This window comes from Actinoplanes sp. CA-051413 (assembly GCF_050955795.1).
Classification (GTDB): Bacteria; Actinomycetota; Actinomycetes; order Mycobacteriales; family Micromonosporaceae; genus Actinoplanes.
On record NZ_CP192100.1, the window covers coordinates 4,880,313 to 4,900,049 of the forward strand.

General features: G+C 71.1%; 14 protein-coding genes and 1 pseudogene. 14 read left to right on the forward strand and 1 reads right to left on the reverse strand.

All coding sequences use genetic code 11. The annotated features are described in order from the left end of the window. Positions 1–14 precede the first annotated feature (14 nt). The 9 genes and pseudogenes from ACQP2Y_RS23045 (at position 15) to ACQP2Y_RS23085 (ending at position 8,729) form a co-directional block, all read left to right on the forward strand. Positions 15–1,280: an ABC transporter substrate-binding protein gene (locus ACQP2Y_RS23045; protein WP_433731563.1), complete on the forward strand. Its 1,266-nt coding sequence runs from the start codon at positions 15–17 to the stop codon at positions 1,278–1,280. 63 nt (positions 1,281–1,343) lie between these two features. Beyond that, positions 1,344–1,731: pseudogene (locus ACQP2Y_RS23050) on the forward strand (family 1 glycosylhydrolase); the annotation flags it as partial. Between the two features lie 78 nt (positions 1,732–1,809). Further along, on the forward strand, positions 1,810–2,055 hold the full coding sequence (locus ACQP2Y_RS23055; protein ID WP_433731565.1) for a family 1 glycosylhydrolase: 246 nt from the start codon (positions 1,810–1,812) through the stop codon (positions 2,053–2,055). 159 nt (positions 2,056–2,214) lie between these two features. Then, a complete protein-coding gene (locus ACQP2Y_RS23060; protein WP_433731567.1) occupies positions 2,215–5,184 on the forward strand; it encodes a family 78 glycoside hydrolase catalytic domain in 2,970 nt (989 codons plus the stop codon). 11 nt (positions 5,185–5,195) lie between these two features. Next, positions 5,196–6,806 (forward strand): carboxylesterase/lipase family protein, encoded by a 1,611-nt coding sequence (locus ACQP2Y_RS23065; protein WP_433731569.1) that lies wholly within the window; start codon positions 5,196–5,198, stop codon positions 6,804–6,806. 38 nt (positions 6,807–6,844) lie between these two features. Next, on the forward strand, positions 6,845–7,855 hold the full coding sequence (locus ACQP2Y_RS23070) for a molybdopterin-dependent oxidoreductase (protein WP_433731571.1): 1,011 nt from the start codon (positions 6,845–6,847) through the stop codon (positions 7,853–7,855). Positions 7,856–7,949: 94 nt separating this feature from the next. Then, on the forward strand, positions 7,950–8,078 hold the full coding sequence (locus ACQP2Y_RS23075; protein WP_433731573.1) for a hypothetical protein: 129 nt from the start codon (positions 7,950–7,952) through the stop codon (positions 8,076–8,078). Further along, positions 8,075–8,278, forward strand: coding sequence for a hypothetical protein (locus tag ACQP2Y_RS23080; RefSeq protein ID WP_433731575.1), 204 nt, complete (start codon positions 8,075–8,077; stop codon positions 8,276–8,278). Before ACQP2Y_RS23075 ends, ACQP2Y_RS23080 begins: the two co-directional genes overlap by 4 nt. Before the next feature lies 1 nt (position 8,279). Next, a complete protein-coding gene (locus ACQP2Y_RS23085; RefSeq protein WP_433731577.1) occupies positions 8,280–8,729 on the forward strand; it encodes an SRPBCC family protein in 450 nt (149 codons plus the stop codon). Positions 8,730–8,783: 54 nt separating this feature from the next. Here ACQP2Y_RS23085 and ACQP2Y_RS23090 read toward each other — a convergent pair whose 3' ends face one another. Beyond that, positions 8,784–9,329 (reverse strand): fascin domain-containing protein, encoded by a 546-nt coding sequence (locus ACQP2Y_RS23090; protein WP_433731579.1) that lies wholly within the window; start codon positions 9,327–9,329, stop codon positions 8,784–8,786. Between the two features lie 182 nt (positions 9,330–9,511). Here ACQP2Y_RS23090 and ACQP2Y_RS23095 point away from each other — a divergent pair, with 182 nt between their 5' ends. The 5 genes from ACQP2Y_RS23095 (at position 9,512) to ACQP2Y_RS23115 (ending at position 19,737) form a co-directional block, all read left to right on the forward strand. Further along, positions 9,512–10,825 carry an NB-ARC domain-containing protein gene (locus tag ACQP2Y_RS23095; protein ID WP_433731581.1) on the forward strand — a complete coding sequence of 438 codons (1,314 nt, stop codon included), beginning with the start codon at positions 9,512–9,514 and terminating at the stop codon, positions 10,823–10,825. Positions 10,826–10,885: 60 nt separating this feature from the next. Then, positions 10,886–12,085 carry a tetratricopeptide repeat protein gene (locus ACQP2Y_RS23100; protein ID WP_433731583.1) on the forward strand — a complete coding sequence of 400 codons (1,200 nt, stop codon included), beginning with the start codon at positions 10,886–10,888 and terminating at the stop codon, positions 12,083–12,085. Between the two features lie 256 nt (positions 12,086–12,341). Next, the gene (locus ACQP2Y_RS23105) at positions 12,342–15,158 is read left to right on the forward strand and encodes a PQQ-dependent sugar dehydrogenase (RefSeq protein ID WP_433731585.1); all 2,817 of its coding nucleotides are present in this window, start codon (positions 12,342–12,344) and stop codon (positions 15,156–15,158) included. Between the two features lie 11 nt (positions 15,159–15,169). Next, complete coding sequence (locus tag ACQP2Y_RS23110) at positions 15,170–16,867, forward strand: ThuA domain-containing protein (protein WP_433731587.1); 1,698 nt, start codon at positions 15,170–15,172, stop codon at positions 16,865–16,867. Between the two features lie 20 nt (positions 16,868–16,887). Beyond that, the gene (locus tag ACQP2Y_RS23115; protein ID WP_433731589.1) at positions 16,888–19,737 is read left to right on the forward strand and encodes a glycosyl hydrolase family 95 catalytic domain-containing protein; all 2,850 of its coding nucleotides are present in this window, start codon (positions 16,888–16,890) and stop codon (positions 19,735–19,737) included.

The window sequence follows — 19,737 nt, forward strand, 5'->3', positions numbered from 1 at the left end:
ACGTGGGAGCGATCATGAAGACCCGTAGATTCGCCGCAGTCGTCTCCGCCCTGACGGCGGTCACCCTGGCCGCGGCGTGCAGCAGCGGCACCGAAGCCAACTCCGGCGGCGGTGACTCCAAGGTGCTCACCCTCGCCTCGGTCGACCAGGGCTCCATCGAGGACGTCGTCAAGGCGTTCGAGGCGGCCAACCCCGGTGTCAAGGTCACCCTGACCACGGCCGGCGCTGACCAGTACCAGCAGCAGATCCGTACCCAGCTGTCGTCCGGCACCGCGCCGGACGTGATGACGGTCTGGCCCGGCAACGGCAACCCGGGCGCCACGTACGTCCTGGCCAAGCCCGGCTACCTGCTGGACCTCTCCGACCAGCCGTGGGCGTCGCAGCTGCCGCCGGCCTTCCAGAAGGTCGCCCAGTACGACGGCAAGACCTACAACGCGCTGTTCGGCCTCAACGGCATCGGCGCCGTCTACAACGACCAGGCGCTGAAGAAGGCCGGCCTGACCGCGCCGGGAACCTGGACCGACCTGCTCACCTTCTGCCGCGCCGCGACCGCCGAGGGCACACCCGCGTTCGCCCTCGGCATCCAGGACAACTGGGTCACCCAGCTGGTGCTGTACGCGCTGGCCGCCGACGTCGTCTTCGGCGCCGACAAGGACTTCGACACCAAGATGCAGAGCGGGCAGGCCACCTTCGCCGGCTCGCCGTGGACCACCGCGATGGCCAAGTACCAGGAGATGAGCAAGGCCGGCTGCTTCCAGAAGAACCCGCTCGGCACCAGCTACGAGGCCAGCCAGACCCTCGCCGCGACCGGCAAGACCCTCGGCATCGTCCAGGGCAACTGGATCATCGGCCTGCTCAAGCAGAAGAACCCGAGCGGCACCTTCACCATGAAGCCGCTGCCCGGCACCGACGACCCGGCCACCTTCCTGATGCCGGCCGCCGCGGGCGCGGGCTACGGCGTGAACGCCAAGGCCAAGAACAAGGACCTGGCGCTGAAGTTCGTCTCGTACGTGATGTCACCGGCCGGCATGAAGGTCTTCAACGAGAAGCAGGGCAGCCTGCCGACCCTGCAGAACGCCGGCACCGAGGTCGACCCGGGCCTGACCGAGCTGAGCACCTTCGTCAAGGACAACCGCACGGTGCCGTTCATGGACCAGCTGTGGCCCAACGCCAAGGTGCAGCAGACCATGCTCAGCGGTCTGCAGGAGGTCTTCAGCAACCAGGCCACCGCCGGCGAGGTCCTCAAGGACATGGACGCCGAATACAAGAAGGGCGAGTAGGCCACCGTGCGGCCTCCGCACCGTCCGGAGCGGAGGCCGCCCGGCTTCTCCGAAAGGACACCAGTGACCGACTTCCCCGACGACTTCCTCTGGGGCAGCGCCACCGCCGCCCACCAGGTCGAGGGCGGCAACACGGGCAACGACTGGTGGGACTTCGAACACGACCCCACATCCGCGGCCCGGGAATCCTCGGGCGACGGCATTGAGTTCAGCCGGGCCGCGCTGGCGCACTACCGGCGGGTCCTCACCGCACTGCGCGATGTAGGCCTGACCGGCTTCGTCACCCTGCACCACTTCACCCTGCCCCGCTGGTTCGCCGCCCGGGGCGGCTGGCTGGCGCCGGACGCCGCCGCCACTTTCAGCCGCTACAGCGCCCGTGTCGCGGCCGGACTGGGCGATCTCATGCCGTACGTGTGCACCATCAACGAACCGCAGATGATCGCCCTGCACGGCTACCTCGAGGGCTACCACCCACCCGGCCTCACCAACCCTGTTCGCTGCGCCGCCGCCCGGCACAGCACTGACCCAGATGGGCTGGGCCGTGTACCCCGACGGCCTGCGCCAGATGCTGCACCGGGCCGCCCGCACCGGGCTGCCGCTGTACGTGACCGAGAACGGCATCGCCACCACCGACGACACCGAACGGGTCGGCTACCTGCGGAGCCATCTCGGCGCCCTGGCGCAGGCCCGGGCCGAGGGTGTCGATGTCCGCGGCTACCTGCACTGGTCGGCTCCTGACCCCCGACTGTCCGCCACCGACAGAGAAGGAATCTGATGTCCCCGATCAGAAAACCGGCGATCCTGATGACGACAGCACTTCTGCTCACCCTCGGCGCCGCGGTGCCGGCGCAGGCCACCGGGCGGTCCTCCGGTGATGTGCGGGTCGTGCGGCTCAGTGTCGACGGCCGGTACGACTCGCCCGGGTCTCGGCAGTGTGCGGCCCACGCTGGCCTGGCAGATGGTGCAGACCGGACCTTGCCGGCGCGCCGTCTGCCCCGGCGACCGGCAGACCGCGTACGAGGTCCAGGCCGCCGCCTCCGTGGCCGAGCTGCGCGCCGGGCGGCTGCTCTGGCGTACCGGCCGGGTGTCCGGTGACCGCCAGCAGGTGCGGTTCGGTGGTGACCTCGGCTCCCGGGACACCGTCGCCTGGCGCGTACGCGTCTGGGACGCCGACCGCAACCCGTCCGCCTGGTCCGCGCCCGCGCGCTGGAGCGTGGGTCTGCTCGATCCGCGCGACTGGGGCGCGGCCCGCTGGATCGACTATCCGGACCGGGCCGAGAACCAGCCGATGCCGATCTTCGCCCGCCCGTTCCAGGTCCCGCGCAGCAAGCGGGTCGCCGACGCTCGGCTCTACCTGTCCGGAGTGGGCCTGCATCACGCCACCGTCAACGGCCGGGAGATCACCGACGAGGTCCTCGCGCCCGGCAACTCCAACTATCAGCTGTCCAGCGAGTACCGCACCTATGACCTGACCGGGGCTGTGCGGGCCGGGGCGAACCTGCTCGGCGTCGAGCTCGGCAACGGTCCGGCCTACGTGCGCCGCAGTGTCACCAATCCGGGTGTCGGGCGGACAGCCCCGTACTCGTGGTGGCAGAGCCAGCTCAAGGGCAACGGCACTCTCGCCGTGGACGCCCCGGCCGGCGCGACGACGGTGACGGTCAGCGATGTCGCGGGTTACCACGTCGGCGGCACCGTCAACGTCGACACCGGCGGGGGAGGGGACCGGCTGGAGTCGCGGGTCATCACCGCGATCGGCACGGGCAGCATCACGTTCACGCCGGCCCTCACCCTCGGCCACGCGGCCGGCGCCAAGGTGACCGGCTCCGGCAACAACATCGCCGCCAGTGACGCCAGTGCCGGGGCCGCCGTCACGCCGCGGCTGATCGGCCGGCTCGAGATCACCTACCGGGACGGCAGCACCGACACGATCGTGACCGACCGGTCCTGGCGGACGGCGCTCGGCCCGCTGGTCACCGACGCCTGGTACTCCGGCTCGGACTACGACGCCCGCCGCGAGCAGCCGGGCTGGAACCGGCCGGGCGCCGACCTCGGCCCGTCGGCCACCCGCCGCGACGGCACCCCGACCGGCTGGCTCAGTGCCGGCCTGGCGCCGCCGCCCAACCTGGCCACGAAGCTCGTCGCCCGCGCCGCCGAGCCGGTCACCGTGCAGGAGGAGTTCGAGCCGGTGTCGGTCACCAACCCGGCCCCCGGCACCTGGGTGTTCGACCTCGGCCAGAACATCGTCGGCCGGCCGCGGCTGAACCTCGATCGCGTACCGGCCGGCACCACGGTGAAGATGGCCCCGGCCGAGTCGCTCAACGCCGACGGCACCGTCAATCAGGCCTCGCTCATGGGCGGCGGCGGCTCCCGGGGCACCGACCTGTTCAACACCTACACCGCGGCTGGTGCCCGTACCGGTGAGAAGTGGCATCCGAATTTCACCTACTTCGGCATGCAGTGGGTCCAGGTCACCGGTCTGCCGGCCGGCGACACGCCGGGCAAGGACCTGATCACCGGGGTACGCCTGCAGGCCGACACCCCGGTCGCGGGCACCTTCAGCTCGTCGAACGCCCGGGTCAACCGCATCCACACCATGTCGCGGTACTCGTTCGCGGCCAACATCATGTCGGTCTTCACCGACTGCCCCGGCCGCGAGAAGCTGTCGTACCCGGCGGACTACACCATGCCGATGGGCGCCATCCACCGCGACTTCCAGCTCAACGCGTTCCTGCGCACCACCATGCGGCACCTGGTCGAGGGTCAGTCGCTGGCCGACACCCCGATGGCCGGCAACGTCGCGCTCAAGACGCCGGTCTACGACTGGGGCTACACCGGCCGCTTCGGCGACGAGATCAACTGGGGCAACGCCATCGTGCTGGTCCCGACCATCGTCAACGAGCTGTACGGCGACACCGACCTGATGAGCGCGTACTACGACGGCATGGTCCGCTTCGTCGATTACCTCCAGCGCCAGAAGGTGGACGGCTTCATCGTCGACGCGGCGCTGGGCGATTGGGTCGGTGACGAGCCGACCTCCGGGCGGATCACCGGCACCTGGGGGTACTACCTCACCATCCAGGCGATGGCCCGGATGGCCACCCTGACCGGGCACACCGCGGACGCCGCCCGCTACGCGGCCCTGGCGGAGCAGATCAAGACCGCGTTCCACGAGGCCTTCTTCAACGAGGCGCTGGGCCGCTACACCACCAACGGCAACAACGGTACGGACGGAGCCTCACAGACCGCGCAGGCGCTGGCCCTCGACGCGGGCCTCGTACCGGCCGACAACCGCGGCAAGGTCCTGAACGCGCTCGTCGAGCTGGTGTACGCGTACCACCCCAACGGCACGGGACCGCACCTCAGCGGCGGCACCATCGGCATGGGACCGATCGTCCGGGCGCTCATGAACGGCGACCGCGACGACGTCCTCTGGGAGGTGCTGCAGCAGGACGACCAGCCCAGTTACGGCTACTTCATGGCGTCCACACCGGCCAACCCGGGCGGCATGACCACCATCGGCGAACGCTGGAACCGCGGCGACTCCAAGAACCACATGATCCTGGCCCAGATCGAGGAGTGGTTCCACGCCGGCGTCGCCGGCATCCGGGCCGGCAGCTCCGCGTACGGCAGCCTGGTCTTCCAGCCCAAGCCCGTGGGCGACCTGACCAGGGCGAGCGGCTCCTACGAGACGCCGCAGGGCACCGCCCGCAGCAGCTGGGTCAAGAAGGACGGCCGGTTGTCCCTGGCCGTCACCGTGCCCGCCAACACCCGGGCCGAGGTGTGGATCCCGGCGAACAACCGGCGGGACGTTATCGCCTCCGGCCGCGCCACGTTCCAGCGCATCGACGGTGCGTACGCCGTCTACGCCGTACCGGCCGGGCCGCACACCTTCACCACACGCTGAGGAGAAAACCGATGAACTCGAGAATGACCCGCCGGGCGATCCTCGGCGGCTCGCTGGCCGTAGCCGCCGGCCTGAGCACTCCACTGCCGGCCCAAGCTCACGGCGGCCGGAAGACCGACGAGGCCGCAACCCGCTACGGCAAGGTACGCGGCCGGCGCGAGGACGGCATCGTCAAGTTCCTCGGCGTGCCCTACGCCACCCCGCCGCTCGGTGAGCTCCGCTTCAAGGCCCCGCAGCCGCCCCGGCCCTGGTCCGGCGTCCGCGACGCGGTCAGCTTTCCCCGTCCGGCGTTCCAGGTCGCGGGCGCCGAGATGGGCCCGGACGGCAACGGCCGGATGCCGGCCCCCGCCGAGGACTGCCTCTACCTCAACATCTGGACCCCGGCCGCCGATCGCCGCCGCAGGCCGGTGATGTTCTACAACCACGGCGGCGGCTACATGATCGGCTCCGGCTCGGCCACCGGCCAGGACGGCACCCGCCTGGCCCAGCTCTACGACGTGGTGGTGGTCGAGTCGAACCACCGGCTGGGCCTGCTCGGCTACCTGTTCCTGGGCGACCTCGCCCGCGGCGACTACGCCGCCAACCAGGGCATGCTGGACATCCTGGCGGCGCTGCGCTGGACCAGCGACAACATCGACAACTTCGGCGGCGACCCGGACAACATCATGGTCTGGGGCGAGAGCGGCGGCGGCGCCAAGACCGCAGCCGTCTACACGATGCCCAGGGCCGCCCGGCTGTTCCACAAGGCCTCGATCGAGAGCGCCGCGCCGCTGCGCTTCCCGACCCGCCACGGTGCCACCGCCCGGGCCGAGCGCACGCTGGAACTGCTCGGACTGACCAAGGCGGACATTCCCCGGCTGCACAGCATTCCCGCCGCGAGACTCCTGGAGATCCAGCAGTCCGAGGCCGCGAACGGGGTCGCGCCCTGGGGCGACCCGGACCCGCTGCCCGGCTTCGGCGCTTTCGTCGACGGCCACGTCATCCCGCGCCACCCGTTCGCCGACGGTGCCGCACCCTTCTCCGCCGGCAAACCGCTGATGGTCGGCACCTGCCGCGACGAGACGGTGTTCTTCAGCCTCTTCGGGCCACCCGACATCTTCAGCATCGACGAGGCCGGCCTGCGGACGAGACTGGCCGGCACCTACCCGGGCGCCGAGCTCGACCGGATCATCGCGACGTTCCGCCGGTCGCGGCCCACCGCGACCCCGGCCCAGCTGTACTTCGCGATCACCACGTCGCCCATCTGGCGTGATGCCATCAAGATCGCTGAAGCCAAGGCGGCCCAGCACGCCGCGCCGGTGTTCATGTACCAGCTGGCGTACCCGGACCCGACGCTGGTGCCGGGCACGAACTTCCCGCTGGGCTCGCCGCACGCGTCCGACATCAACCTCAAGTTCGCCACCCTCGCCGGGGACCGGCCGCCGGGACAGCGGGCGACCGCACGCCACATGAGCGGGCTGTGGGCCGGCTTCGCGCGCTACGGGCGGCCGGCCGCGCCGGGTGTGCCGCGCTGGCCCGCGTACACGCGCAACGAGCGCGCCACGATGTGGCTCGACGCCGAATGCAAGATCGTCAACGACCCGGACCGGGACGAGAGGCTGTTCTGGCGCGACCGGGCCTGAGATCGGGCCGGCCGGGCCGGCTGCGCTAGCGTCGGGTGATGCGGATCCGGCTGCGCGGCAGGCAGGCCGGCCGGCGCACCGACCTGCTGCTCGGGCTGCTGCTCGGGGCCGGCGTCCTGACCGGGCTCGGCGCCAACACGATCGGCGTCAACTGGTGGCTGGACCTCATCCAGCTGCACGCCGCCGGTGCGCTGGCCATCCTGCTGCTGACGCCGTGGAAGTACGTGGTGATCCGCCGCGGCCTGCGCCGGCCGCGGCGGGCCACGGCGATCAAGGTGCTGTCCCTCACCCTGGCCGCGCTCGTGGTCATCACGATCGCCAGCGGCCTCGTCCACTCGACCGGGCGGCTGGAACGGGTCGGTCCGCTCACCTTGATGCAGATCCACGTGGGCGCGGCGGTGGGCGCGCTGGCCGCGGTGGTCGCGCACTTCCTGCTGCACGCGGTCCGGCCCCGGCGCGCCGACGCGGACCGGCGGGCGATGCTGGGCCTGCTGGCCCTCGGCGCGGGCGCCGCCGTGGCCACCGCCGCCTGGGACACCGGCCCGGCGACCGCCCGGCGGTTCACCGGCTCGGTGCCGAAGGACGAACTGCTCTTCACGTCCTGGCTGAACGACGGCATCCAGCGCCTCGACCGGAACGGGTGGACACTGCGCGTCGGCTCCGCGGCCTTCGACCTGGACGCCGTGACCGACCTGCCGCACGAACGGTTCACCGCGGTCCTGGACTGCACGAGCGGCTGGTTCAGCAGCCAGGAGTGGGACGGCGTACGGCTGAGCGCCCTGCTCACCGCGGCGGGAGCCGCCCGGGGTGAGTGGCGCAGTGTGGAGGTGCGGTCGGTGACCGGCTACGCCCGCTGGTTCGGGGCGTCAACGCTGGACGACGTGTGGCTCGTGACGGCTGTCGGGGGCCGGAGCCTGCCGTACGGGAGTGGCTATCCCGCGCGGATCGTCGCTCCCGGGCGACGCGGCTTCTGGTGGGTGAAGTGGGTGACGTCGATCCAGCCGTCGGCCCGGCCGGCCTGGGCCCAGTCGATCTTCCCCCTGAGCTGACCGTGCCGCCGGTGGTGTGTTCGCTCGGCTGGGCGTCGCATCTCGGCGTGATGGACGAGAGCTCCGACCACCGCCGGTTCGTCGAGCGGACGCCGTGGCGCCCCGGCTCTTTCCCGGCCTGCCGGCCGGGCGGGATCTCATCGCCGCGGTCTGGTATCCGGGCAGCGACGCCACCACCGGCGACATGTGGATCACGCCCGCGCATGCCGGGAAGCCGTCGTGAGGCGTGGCCTGGCCTTCACTCCGTTGGAGGCCCGCCGCGACCTCATCGTGCGCGCGGCCGTGCTCGCCGACGATCTCGGGTACGAGATGGATTTCGTCGCCGAGGGCCGGGGCTCGCCGCGACGATCCTGCTGGTCGGTGACCGGGCGGTCGCCGACCCGGACGTCGCTGCGGCCCGTGGCCGGCGGCGACCGTGGCTGATTTGTTCAAGACGACGTCGCCGGCGCCCGGTAATTTCACGCCCATGGGAACGGTGGCCTTGGAATCTCGACACATCAGCACGCACATCGATCGCTCGGCCGAGGAGGTCTACGACTACGCGTCGGATCCGGCTCACCTGCTCGAGTGGGCGCCCGGGCTGGGAACTTCCATCGACTGGGTGGACGAGCAGTGGATCATGGATTCGCCGATGGGCCGCATCACGGTCACCTTCGTGCCCCGCAACGAGTTAGGCGTTCTGGATCACCATGTGCGATTGGAGTCGGGCGAGACGGTCTACAACCCGTTGCGGGTGATCACCGACGGCGCCGGCTGCGAAGTAGTGTTCAGCCTGCGCCGCCGGGAGGCGATGAGTGACGAGGACTTCGAACGCGACGCTGATGCCGTGCTGGCAGACCTCCGCAGGCTCAAGCGAAGGATGGAACAGCCGTAGCACCCGGGCCGCGCGAGCCGGTGGAGTGCGAGTTGCACTCCACCGGCCGTCGTATCAGAAGCTGAGGCCACAGATGAAGCGGAACTTCTCCCAGGACTTCACCACCGACCGGTTCGTGTCGAAGGCACCGCTCGAACGGCCACCGCCGTCGACCGCGGTCAGGAAGTGGCGGTCGAAGAGGCGGATGCCCACCGTTCCGTCCCCCTGCCCGACGAGCTCGAGCGTCTCCCAGGTGTCCAGCCTCGTCGCGTCGGTGTGCAGCACGTCGGCCACCTGGTTGTGGGTGAGCCCGCCGCTGTTCACCGCGGTCACGTAGTTCGCCAGGCGGGTCCTCAGGTCGACGTGCACCCCGTCGCCGATCGCCTCGAGGGTGAACTTCTCGTTGGGGCCGATCACGGTGGCGTCGGTGCGCATCACGTTCGTGATCCGGCCACCGCCGCCGACCGCCGTCACGAACCGGCCGTTGCTGGTCTGGATCGCGCAGACGCTCCCGTTCGGCGGCGGCGGTGCCGCCTGGGCCGGACCGGCTCCGGCCAGGGCTGTGGTGCCCGCCAGGGCGCCGGTCACCACGACGGCTGAGATCTTGCTGCGAAGCTTCACTGTTGTTCGTCCCCCTTTTCCCGGATGCCGCCGGGTCGGTGGCCCGGCAACGCGCCGGTCCGGTTCCGAGAGTGCGGGGGAGGCGGCGCCGGGGACGGATTCCCGGACGATCCCGTACGGCGGGCGGGCGGGTTGCGGACAGATGCGGTGACGGGGCGGCCGGGCCGGTGTTGGGTGATGTGGTGACAGCGAGTCGTTCGGCTCAGGCGTTCGTCGTGCTTCCCGACCCGGGCCGGGCCGGCACCCTCGACGAGCTTGCCGACGGGTTGCGTCAGCTGAAGGTCTGGGCCGGTAGCCCGTCGTACGACACCATCAAGGACCGGATCAACGACGCGTGGCGGGCGACCGGGCGGCCCGGCGGCGAGCTGGCCCGCAAGGCGACCGTCGCGGACTGTTTCAAGGCCGGCCGGCGACGGCTGAACACCGATCTGGTGATCGCCGTCGTGCGGGCGTTGCACCCCGATGTCGGATACGTGACCCAGTGGCGGCAGGCGCTGCGGGTGATCGGGGGCGAGGCCCAGGCCTCGGCACAGGTCCGGGTCCAGGACACCCTGCCGCCGGACCTCGCCGGCTTCGCCGGGCGCGACGCCGAACTCGGGCGGCTGCGCGACGCGCTCCAGCTCGGCGACGCGACAGTGGTGGTCGCCATCGCCGGCATGGCCGGGGTGGGCAAGACGCGGCTGGCTGTCCACCTCGGACATCTGCTCATTCGCGATCAGCCGTTCGACCGGGTCCTCTTCGTCAACCTGCGCGGGTTCCACCTGGACCCGGCTCAGCCGCCGGCCGACCCGGGTGCGGTGCTCGACGGCTTCCTGCGGTTGCTGGGGGTGCCGGCCCAGGAGATCCCGTTCGACCTCGCCGCCCGTACGGCTGCCTTCCGGGCCCGGCTGGCCGGCCGGCGGACCCTGGTGGTGCTCGACAACGCCGCCTCAGCCGACCAGCTCCGTCCGCTGCTGGCGGACACACCCGGCTGCGTCATGCTGGTCACCAGCCGGCGCAGCGTCGCTGATCTCCACCCGGCGATCCAGCTGACGGTGGACGTGTTCTCCGCCGCCGACGCCGAGCAGTTCCTGACCCGGTCGGCGCCGGACATCCCGGTGGGCCCGGACAGCGGCGCGATGGCCCGGATCGCCCGGCGCTGCGGCTACCTGCCGCTCGCCCTCGGCCTGCTCGCCGGACACATCCGCAGTACGCCCGGGTGGACCCTGACGGACCACGCCGACCGGCTCGACGAGCGGCACCGGGACCGGCGGCTGGACACCGGCGTGCGCCTCGCGTTCGACCGGTCGTACCAGCACCTCGCACCGCACCAGCAGCGGGTGCTGCGGCTGGCGGCGCTGCATCGGGGTCAGGACCTGGATCCGTACGCGGCCGCCGCTCTCGCCGCGACCGACCTGGCCACGGTCCGGTCAGCGCTGGACGATCTCTGCCGGCACCACCTGGTCCAGCGGGCCGGACCGGGGCGGTACACCTTCCACGACCTGATCGGGGTCTAGGCCGCGGACCGCGCCCGCGACGAGGACCCACCCCGCGCCCTGCGCGCCGCGCAGACCCGGATGGCCGACCACTACCTCGCCACCGCGGCCGCGGCGGTGGACACGCTGTATCCGGCCGAGGCCGGCCAACGACCACGCGTGCCCCGGCCCGGCACGCCGTCTCCGGAGGTCGGCGAGGCGGACGCCGCGCGGGCCTGGCTCGACGCCGAACGAGCCAACCTGGTCGCCGTGGCGGTCCACGCCGGGACGTCCCACCTCATCCGCCTGTCGACCACCCTGTACCGGTACCTCGACGGCGGGCACCCGCACGATGCGCTGGTCCTGCACGCCCTGGCTCAGCACCGGGCGCGGGACACGGGCGACCCCATCGGTGAGGGGCACGCCTTCCTCGGCCTCGGCACCGCCCACCTGCGCCTCGGCCGGTACGAGGCGGCCACCGACCACCTGCGGTCGGCCCTGGAGCTGTTCCGTACGGCGGACGACCCGGCCGGCCAGGCGCGGGTGCTGGGCAACCTCGGCAACATCGAGAAGCGGCTCGGCCGGTTCGGGACCGCCACCGCCCACCACGAACAGGCGCTGGCGCTGTTCCGGCGGGTCGGTGACCCGGCCGGCGAGGCCCGTTCACTGGTCAACCTCGGCGTGGTCGAGACCCGCCAGGGCCGGTACGCGGCCGCCACCGAGCACCTCTGGCAGGCCCTCGACCTGTGTGGCCGGGCGGGCGATCCGGTCGGCGAGGCCGATGCCCGGGCCACGCTCGGCTACGTGGAGGCTCAGCTCGGCCGCTACCGCTCGGCCGCCGAGTACTGCGAGCAGGCGATCGCCGGTTACCGCAAGCTGGGCGATCGCGGTGCCGAGGCGGCCACCATGGACGATCTGGGCATCGCGTACACCCGCCTCGGCCAGCCGGCCCGCGGTGCGGAGTGCCACCGTCAGACGCTCGCCGTCGTACGCGAGAGCGGGGACCGCGACGCCGAGGCGTGGGCGCTCAACGGTCTCGGCGAAGCGGCTCAGGCCGACGGCCGGCCGGCTGAGGCACTCACCCAGCACACCGCGGCTGACGCGATCGCCGCTGACATCGGCAGTCGCGATCAGCAGGCGCGGGCTCAGGCCGGCCTGGGGGAGGCCCACCGGGCGTTGGACGAGCCCGCCGCAGCCCGGTCGCATTTCCGGCGTGCCCTGCGGCTCTACACCGAGCTCGGCATGCCCGCGGCGGAGCGGATCCGCGAGCGGTTGGCCGCCGCTGATTTCACTCTCCGATAAACCCCCGGCGTAACACTTTTCGGAACGCTTTTCTCCAGTCGCGCATTGTCATCGCTGACAAATAGATCTCCGATCGGGTCCGGAGCATTCGCACGGGAATGCATTGACCGACGCCAATCGACAGTTATAACGTATGACGTCTTACGTCGATGCTGGCGGCGAGCAGCGCGGGACCGTCCACCCGCCCCGCCGGACGAGCTTCCGACGCGCTCCCGTCCTCGAAGCTGCCCAATCAGAAGGCGACCGCCCTATGACAATGCGCGCGTTGACCGCCACGGCGGTCGCATTCCTCCTGGCCGCCGGCACCGCGGCGACCATCGCCGTCCCCGCCTCACCGGCCGCCGCCCATCCGGTCAACGCGGCCGACTTCCAGCAGGTGGAGCTGGCCCGGGGAGTCGCCGAGCTGGGTGAGCCGATGTCGATGGCGGTGCTGCCGGACCGCTCGGTGCTGCACACCGCCCGCAACGGGGTGCTGCGCCGGACCACCGCCGCCGGGGTCACCAGCGTGATCGGGACCCTGCCGGTCTACACCCACGACGAGGAGGGCCTGCAGGGGGTCGGGGTGGATCCGGGCTTCTCCAGCAACCGGTTCATCTACCTGTACTACGCGCCGCCGCTGTCCACTCCTGGCGGGGACGCGCCCGCCACCGGGACGGACTTCTCGGCCTGGAACGGCGTGAACCGGCTGGCCCGGTTCACCCTCAACGCCGACTTCACGCTCAACATGTCCAGCCAGGTGACGGTTCTGGAGACCGCCACCAACCGCGGCATGTGCTGCCACGTCGGCGGCGACATCGACTTCGACGCGGCCGGCAACCTGTACCTGTCCACCGGCGACGACTCCAACCCGTTCGACTCGGGCGGCTACACGCCCATCGACGAGCGCAGCAACCGCAATCCGGTCTACGACGCGCAGCGCACCGCCGGCAACACCAACGACCTGCGCGGCAAGGTGCTGCGGATCAAGGTCAACCCCAATGGCACGTACGCGATCCCGGCGGGCAACCTGTTCGCGCCCGGCACCGCCGGCACCCGGCCGGAGATCTACGCGATGGGCCTGCGCAACCCGTTCCGGCTCAGCGTCGACAAGCCGACCGGCGTCCTGTACGTCGCCGACTACGGGCCTGATGCCGGCACCACCACCGCGACCCGTGGACCCGCCGGCCAGGTCGAGTTCAACCGGATCACGTCGGCCGGCAACTACGGCTGGCCGTACTGCACCGGCTCGAACACCACCGCGGAGACGTACGTGGACTATGTGTTCCCGTCCGGGCCGTCGGGGAACCGGTTCAATTGCGCCGCGCCGGTCAACAACTCGCCGCGCAACACCGGGTTGACCAATCTGCCGGCCGCGCGCCCCGCGTGGATCAAGTACGACAACTGCTCGCTCGCCGCGTTCGGCTGCGGGTCCGAATCGCCGATGGGTGGCGCGGTGTACCGCTACGACGCGGCCAATCCGTCCTCGGTGAAGTTCCCCGCCGCCCTCGACGGGCACTACTTCGCCACCGAGTTCGGGCGGCGCTGGATCAAGACCATCGACGTGAACGCCGACGGGTCGGCCGGGCAGATCAGCGACTTCCCGTGGCGGGGCACGCAGGTCATGGACAGTGCGTTCGGCCCGGACGGGGCCCTGTACGTGCTGGACTACGGCACCGGATGGGGCAGCGGCGACGCCAGCTCCGCGCTGTACCGCATCGAGTACAACCCCGCGGGCAACCAGGCACCGGTCGCCCGGGCCGGCGCTGACCGTACCTCCGGGGGCGCGCCGCTCACGGTGACCTTCTCCGCCGCCGGATCCTCGGACCCGGAGGGCGGGGCGCTGACCTACTTGTGGAACTTTGGTGACGGCAGCACCTCCACGCAGGCCAATCCGAGCCACACCTTCACCGACAGCGGCCAGCGGGCGGTCACGCTCACCGTGACCGATCCGGCCGGCCGTACGGGCAGCGCCACGGTGACCATCACCGTCGGCAACACCGCTCCCACGGTGAGCCTGAGCACGCCGGTCGACGGGACCCTGTTCGCCTTCGGCGACAGCGTGCCGTACACGATCACGGTGTCGGATCCGGAGGACGGCACGGTCGACTGCGACCGGGTGAAGCTGACCTACCTGCTCGGCCACGACGACCATGGCCACGCCATCAGCTCGCGTACCGGGTGCTCGGGGACGCTGCCGATCCCGGTCGACGGTGAGCACGACACGGCGGCCAACCTGTTCGCGGTCTTCGACGCCGAATACACCGACAACGGCGCCAACGGCCAGCCGGCGTTGACCAGCCACACCCAGAACGTGCTGCAACCCCGCCACCGGCAGGCCGAACACCGCAACACCCAGTCCGGCACCACGGTGTACAGCAAGGCGGCCGCCGAGGGCGGGCAGACGGTCGGCGACATCAACAACGGCGACTGGATCGCGTTCCAGCGCTATGCCCTGGCCGGTGAGAACAGGTTCACGGCGCGGGTTTCCTCGGCCGGCTCGGGCGGCACGCTCTCGGTGCGCGCCGGCTCACCGACCGGCACCGTGCTCGGCACGGTCACCGTTCCGGTCACAGGGGGCTGGGAAACCTTCACCGAGGTGTCCACCGCACTGTCCGGGGCTCCGGCCGGGACCACCACGCTCTATCTGACCTTCCAGGGCGGCAGCGGCACGCTGTTCGACGTGGACGCGTTCAGCTTCGGCACGGCGCCGAGCACCGGCACCGGCCCAATCACCGCCGCGGCCGGCAAGTGCGTCGACGTCAACGGCGCCGGTTCCGCCGACGGCACGAAGATCCAGCTCTGGTCCTGCAACGGGGGCGCCAACCAGCAATGGACCCGCAACGGCACCACCCTGCGGGCACTCGGCAAGTGCATGGGCATCGCCGGTGGCGCCACCGCCGACGGCAGCCTGGTGCAGCTGTCGACCTGCACCGGCACCGGCGGGCAGAACTGGACCGCGGGAGCCAACGGCTCACTGGTCAACGCCGGGTCCGGCAAGTGCCTGGACGCCAACGGCGGCAGCGCCGCGGACGGCACCCAGTTGATCATCTGGAGTTGCCACGGTGGCACCAACCAACGCTGGACCCTGCCTTGAGAGGAACCGCCATGCGCCTGAGAATCCGCAGCCTGCTCGGCGTCGCGGCGGCGACGTTGATGATCCTGGCGAGCACCGGCAGCACGCCGGCCCACGCCGCGGACGCGCCCTACGACGTCCTGGTGTTCTCCAAAACCGCCGCCTTCCGGCACGACGCCATCCCGGCCGGCATCCAGCTGATCCGGGAGCTGGGCGCGACCAACAGTTTCACGGTAACCACGACCGAGGACCCGGCCCAGTTCACCGCGACCGAGCTGGCCCGGTTCGAAGCGGTGGTCTTCCTCAACACCACCGGTGACGTGCTCAACGCCGGCCAGCAGACCGCCTTCGAGAACTACATCCGTGGCGGCGGCGGGTACGTGGGCGTGCACGCCGCCGCCGACACCGAATACGACTGGCCGTTCTACGGCGAGCTGGTCGGGGCGTACTTCGCCTCGCACCCGGCGATCCAGCCGGCCACCGTCCGTACGGAGAACCGGGCGCACGCGGCGACGGCGGGGCTGAGCCCGGCCCAGACCCGCACCGACGAGTGGTACAACTTCCGCACCAACCCCCGCTCGTCGGCGCGGGTGCTGTCGACCCTGGACGAGTCGACCTACTCCGGCGGCACGATGGGCGCCGACCACCCGCACACCTGGTGCAAGACCCTGCAGGGCGGCCGCTCCTTCTACACCGGAGCCGGCCACACCCAGAGCAGCTACACCGAGGCGGGCTTCCGGTCGCTGCTGCTGGGCGGCATCCGGTACGCGGCCAACCGCACCAAGGCGGATTGCCGGCCGGAAACCGGCTACACCACCCTCTACAACGGCGCCACCACCGGCTGGTCGCAGGCCGGGCCGGGCAGTTTCAGCAACAGCAACGGCACGCTGACCTCCGCCGGCGGGCTGGGCATGCTCTGGTACAGCACCAAGGAGTTCGGCTCCTACTCGCTGAAGCTGGACTGGATGATGCCCGGTGACGACAACTCCGGCGTCCTGATCGGCTTCCCGGCCGGCAACGACCCGGACGCGGCCCTGGCCAACGGCTACGAGGTGCAGATCGACGCCACCGACACCGCGGACCGGACCACCGGATCGGTGTACGGCGTCAAGTCGGCCGACCTCGCCGCCCGGGACAGCGCGCTCAACCCACCCGGCGAGTGGAACACCTACGAACTGCTGGTGGAAGGCGAGCATCTGCAGGTCCTCCTGAACGGCGTCAAGATCAACGACTTCGTCAACACGGATCCGCTGCGGTCGCTGAGCACCGGCCATGTCGGCATCCAGAACCACGGCACCGGTGACGACGTGTCGTTCCGCAACATCCGGATCAAGGAGCTCGGCGGCCCGACCACGCCCCGGGTCGGCCCGATCACCGGTGTGGCCGGCAAGTGTGCCGACGTCAGCGGTTCCGGTTCCGCCGACGGCACGAAGGTCCAGTTGTGGACCTGCCACGGCGGTGCCAACCAGCAGTGGACGGTCACCGGCAGCACCTTGCGGGCCCTCGGCAAGTGCCTGACCGTGGCCGGCACCGCCAACGGCAGCCCGGTGCAGCTGTCGACCTGCACCGGCGCCGGCGGGCAGAACTGGACCGCCGGGACAGGCGGGTCGCTGGTCAATGCGCAGTCGGGCAGATGCCTGGACGCCAACGGCGGCAGCTCCGCCGACGGCACCCAGCTGATCGTCTGGACGTGCCACGGCGGCACCAACCAACGCTGGACCCTCCCGTGAAGAACGCTTGGAGAAGCCCCATGTCGGAAGTGACACGAAGGAAACTTCTCGCCGCCGGGGCGGCCGGCGCCGGGGCCGCGCTGCTGCCGTCGGGGTGGACGGCCGTCGCCCGGGCCGGAGCGAAGGCGCCGCCGCAGGTGCTGGCGGCCGGTGACCTCGCGCTCTGGTACGACGAAGCGGCCGGTACCGACTGGCTGCGGGCGCTGCCGGTCGGCAACGGGCGGCTGGGTGCGATGGTGTTCGGCAACGTGGACACGGATCGGTTGCAGCTCAACGAGGACACGGTGTGGGCCGGTGGCCCGTACGACTCCGCCAATCCCCGCGGTGCCGCCAACCTGGCCGAGATCCGGCGGCGGGTCTTCGCCGACCAGTGGACCCAGGCCCAGGACCTGATCAACCAGACGATGCTCGGCAGTCCCGCCGGGCAGCTGGCGTACCAGCCGGTCGGCAACCTGCGGCTGGCCTTCGGCAGCGCCGCCGGTGCCTCGCAGTACCGCCGGACCCTCGACCTGACCACCGCGACCGTCACCACGACGTACGTCCTCAACGGCGTGCGGTATCAGCGTGAGGTCTTCGCCAGCGCTGCCGACCAGGTGATCGTGGTCCGGCTGACCGCCGACCGCGACGGCGCGATCACGTTCAGCGCCACCTTCGACAGCCCGCAACGGACCAGCGTGTCCAGCCCCGACGCAGCGACGATCGGCCTCGACGGCATCTCGGGCACCATGGAGGGGATCGCCGGGTCGGTGCGGTTCCTCGCCCTGACCAAGGCCACCGTCACCGGCGGTACGGTCAGCAGCTCCGGTGGCACGCTGCGGGTCGCCGGCGCCACCTCCGTCACCCTGCTCGTCTCGATCGGCACCAGCTACGTCGACTTCCGTACCGTCAACGGCGACTACCAGAACATCGCCCGGACCCGCCTGAGCGCGGCCGGCACGATCGGCTACGAGCAGCTACGCGCTCGCCATCTGGCCGACTATCAGAAGCTGTTCAACCGGGTGACGCTCGATCTGGGCCGCACCGCCGCAGCCGATCAGACCACCGACGTACGGATCGCCCAGCACGCCACCACCAACGACCCGCAGCTGTCCGTGCTGCTGTTCCAGTACGGCCGGTATCTGCTCATCTCGTCGTCGCGGCCCGGCACCCAGCCGGCCAATCTCCAGGGCATCTGGAACGAGGAGATGGCGCCGTCCTGGGACTCGAAGTACACGATCAACGCGAACCTGCCGATGAACTACTGGCCGGCCGACACGACCAACCTGGCCGAGTGCTTCCAGCCGGTGTTCGCCATGGTCAAGGACCTGACCGTGACCGGCGCCCGCACGGCCCAGGCCCAGTACGGCGCGGGCGGCTGGGTCACCCACCACAACACCGACGCGTGGCGGGGCTCGTCGGTGGTCGACGGCGCGCTGTGGGGCATGTGGCAGACCGGTGGCGCGTGGCTGGCCACCCTCATCTGGGACCACTACCTGTTCACCGGCGACCTCGAGTTCCTGCGCGCGAACTTCCCGGCGATGAAGGGCGCCGCCCAGTTCTTCCTCGACACCCTGGTCACACACCCGACGCTCGGCCATCTGGTCACCAACCCGTCGAACTCGCCGGAACTGCCCCACCACGCGAACGCCAGCGTCTGCGCCGGCCCGACCATGGACAACCAGATCCTGCGGGACCTGTTCAACGGCTGCGCCCGGGCCGCGGAAACGCTGGGCGTGGACGCCGCCTTCCGTACCCAGGTGCTCGCGGCCCGGGACCGGCTGGCGCCGACCCGGGTCGGCTCACGCGGCAACATCCAGGAGTGGCTGGCCGACTGGGTCGAGACCGAAGGCAACCACCGGCACGTCTCCCACCTGTACGGGCTGCACCCGAGCAACCAGATCACGCGGCGGGGGACGCCGGCGTTGCACACGGCCGCACGCCGCACGCTGGAGTTGCGCGGCGACGACGGCACCGGCTGGTCCCTCGCCTGGAAAATCAACTACTGGGCCCGGCTGGAGGACGGGGCCCGCGCGCACAAGCTCCTGCGTGATCTCGTCCGCACGGACCGGCTCGCGCCCAACATGTTCGACCTGCACCCGCCGTTCCAGATCGACGGCAACTTCGGCGCCACCTCGGGCGTCGCCGAGATGCTGCTGCAGAGCCACAACGGCGAGCTGCACGTGCTGCCCGCGCTACCGCCGGCCTGGCCGAGCGGCAGTGTCAGCGGTCTGCGTGCTCGCGGCGGATACACCGTCGGTGCCACCTGGAGCAGCACCGGCGTCGAGCTGGTCGTCACCCCCGACCGTACGGGTGCCGTCCGGATGCGCAGTCAACTGCTGACCGGCGACTTCGAGCTGCGCGACGAGACCAGCGGCACCCCGGTCCAGCCGACTCGGCCCGAGTCCGGGCTCATCGAGTTCACCGCTCAGGCCGGGCACACGTACCGGGCGTCCGCGCTCCGGTCGGGGCCGGTGGAGACCGGCGTCCAGTACCGGCTGGTGGCCCTGCACAGCGGCAAGGCCGCCGACATCAGCGGTGCTTCCACCGCCGCCGGTGCCGCCCTGGTCCAGTGGCCGGTCACCACCGGGCTCAACCAGCAGTTCGAGTTCCTGCCCTCCGACGGCGGTTACCACCGCGTCCGGGTCCGGCACAGCGGTCTGGTCCTGCAGGTCACCGGCACCAGCGGCGACATCACCCAGCAGCCCGACACCAATGCCGCCGCCCAGCAGTGGCGGGTGGTGGACCACGGCGGCCAGGTGTGCAGCCTGGTCAACCGGCAGAGCGGCCTGGCCATGGACGTCTGGCAGGCCTCAACCGCCGACGGCGCCCGCATCTCCCAGTGGACGGTCACCGGAAGCACCAACCAGCGGTTCCAGCTCCAGCGAGCCTGA

Bases quoted from the DNA above. Each gene is read 5' to 3' on its own strand.
- ACQP2Y_RS23045 (WP_433731563.1), top strand. From the start codon at position 15: ATGAAGACCCGTAGATTCGCCGCAGTCGTCTCCGCCCTGACGGCGGTC.
- ACQP2Y_RS23055 (WP_433731565.1), top strand. From the start codon at position 1,810: ATGGGCTGGGCCGTGTACCCCGACGGCCTGCGCCAGATGCTGCACCGG.
- ACQP2Y_RS23065 (WP_433731569.1), top strand. From the start codon at position 5,196: ATGAACTCGAGAATGACCCGCCGGGCGATCCTCGGCGGCTCGCTGGCC.
- ACQP2Y_RS23070 (WP_433731571.1), top strand. From the start codon at position 6,845: ATGCGGATCCGGCTGCGCGGCAGGCAGGCCGGCCGGCGCACCGACCTG.
- ACQP2Y_RS23100 (WP_433731583.1), top strand. From the start codon at position 10,886: ATGGCCGACCACTACCTCGCCACCGCGGCCGCGGCGGTGGACACGCTG.
- ACQP2Y_RS23105 (WP_433731585.1), top strand. From the start codon at position 12,342: ATGCGCGCGTTGACCGCCACGGCGGTCGCATTCCTCCTGGCCGCCGGC.
- ACQP2Y_RS23110 (WP_433731587.1), top strand. From the start codon at position 15,170: ATGCGCCTGAGAATCCGCAGCCTGCTCGGCGTCGCGGCGGCGACGTTG.
- ACQP2Y_RS23115 (WP_433731589.1), top strand. From the start codon at position 16,888: ATGTCGGAAGTGACACGAAGGAAACTTCTCGCCGCCGGGGCGGCCGGC.